Origin of the sequence: Oscillibacter sp. CU971 (assembly GCF_905219725.1) — a bacterium.
Lineage (GTDB): Bacteria > Bacillota > Clostridia > Oscillospirales > Oscillospiraceae > Oscillibacter.
Genome location: NZ_CAJMXG010000519.1, coordinates 1 through 1,265, shown reverse-complemented (window position 1 = coordinate 1,265; position 1,265 = coordinate 1). Strand labels below are relative to the sequence as shown.

The 1,265-nt window shown below is 53.4% G+C and carries 2 protein-coding genes; both read right to left on the bottom strand.

Annotated elements, in window-relative coordinates; all coding sequences use genetic code 11:
• Window positions 1-226: 226 nt before the first annotated feature.
• Window positions 227-661, bottom strand: coding sequence for a helix-turn-helix domain-containing protein (locus JX325_RS17085; RefSeq protein WP_204792212.1), 435 nt, complete (start codon window positions 659-661; stop codon window positions 227-229).
• Window positions 658-870 (bottom strand): AlpA family transcriptional regulator, encoded by a 213-nt coding sequence (locus JX325_RS17080; RefSeq protein ID WP_204792211.1) that lies wholly within the window; start codon window positions 868-870, stop codon window positions 658-660. Before JX325_RS17080 ends, JX325_RS17085 begins: the two co-directional genes overlap by 4 nt.
• Window positions 871-1,265: the final 395 nt, after the last annotated feature.

Below are 1,265 nucleotides of genomic sequence, written 5' to 3'. Positions count from 1 at the left end.
CGACCCGCTCTGCGGGGCGGTGTGGCTGGCCGAGGGGCGCATAAGCGACCCCCGGCCTTTATCCTGCACTTTTTTCGACCCCCCGGTTCACCTGCCACTTTCGGCTACGCTGAATTCACCGGATGGCGCACACCGGCCACACGCTTTGGACACGGCTGCGTCTGCGGTGTGAGACGGCTTGTTACCCTCTGGATACCAGCGAGGCCACACAGCGGCGCACAGGCTGTCACGCTGAGTGCGCACTATCACTGCGGAGCGCAAGTGCCTTTGCAACTCGCTGACGTTCAGCCACCACATCCACCTGCGCTAGCTGCTGTTCGTAGAACTGGTCGAGGGCCAACTGGATCGGGAGGATGGTGTAGAGCAGGTTGCCGTTACGCTTCAAGCCATCCCTGGTAGTGACTGTCGTGTTCTCTGTACTGATGAGCTGGCGCTCCTCCAACTCACACACATACTTGCGGACGGTGTTGGCGCTCATCCGCACTGCTTTGCCGATGGTCTTGTAGCTGGGCCAGCACTGGTACGTTTTCCTGTTCTCGCAGCAGAGCAGATAAGAGTAGACGGCCAGTGCGCCGGGCGACAGACCCAGCAGGAATATCTCGTTGGGCAACTGGAAGTAGTTCTTGACTAGATCACGTTTGGGCCACGGTGTGTACTTCACTCCGCACCTCCCTGGGTGTGTTGCGACACCCACTCCACGAATTGCTCCTTGGGTACCACCATCCTGCTGCCGATCTTCAGCACTGGAAAATCCGGTTCATGCATCAACTCGTACCCGCTGGACGGTGAGACACCCAGCACCTTTGCCACCGTTGCCACATTCAGGAACAGCGGCAGTTCGTCGTAGTTCTTGTAGCTGGATTCTTTCATGTTGTACTTGCCCACCCTTTCTGTTGAGTCAGTTTTCCTCTGCCCTTATGCGCTGATTCCCTCATCCTTCTACCACAACCTCCGATGGCTGAAACCGAACTTTCTTATAGACGAGTTTACAAAATATTTACCAATTCAGAAAGCAGTTCCCCTCATCCCTCTACTACAACCTCCAGAGTCTAAAAGCGAACTCTTATTTTTCGTTTTCAGAAAAATTTTTTGCTGTAGAAAAAATCACCCGCCAGAACTGAATCTGTCGAGTGATTGTATCGGAAAATTTGAGGGGCGCTTGATGATGGGTTGTACTTGACAGATTTTAGAAGCTGTACCAATAGAGGGAAAAGTAGTATAATGAGGGAATGATACAGAAAAATGAGCGACGCAGCTATGCGAGC

Bases quoted from the DNA above. Each gene is read 5' to 3' on its own strand.
- JX325_RS17080 (WP_204792211.1), bottom strand. From the start codon at position 870: ATGAAAGAATCCAGCTACAAGAACTACGACGAACTGCCGCTGTTCCTG.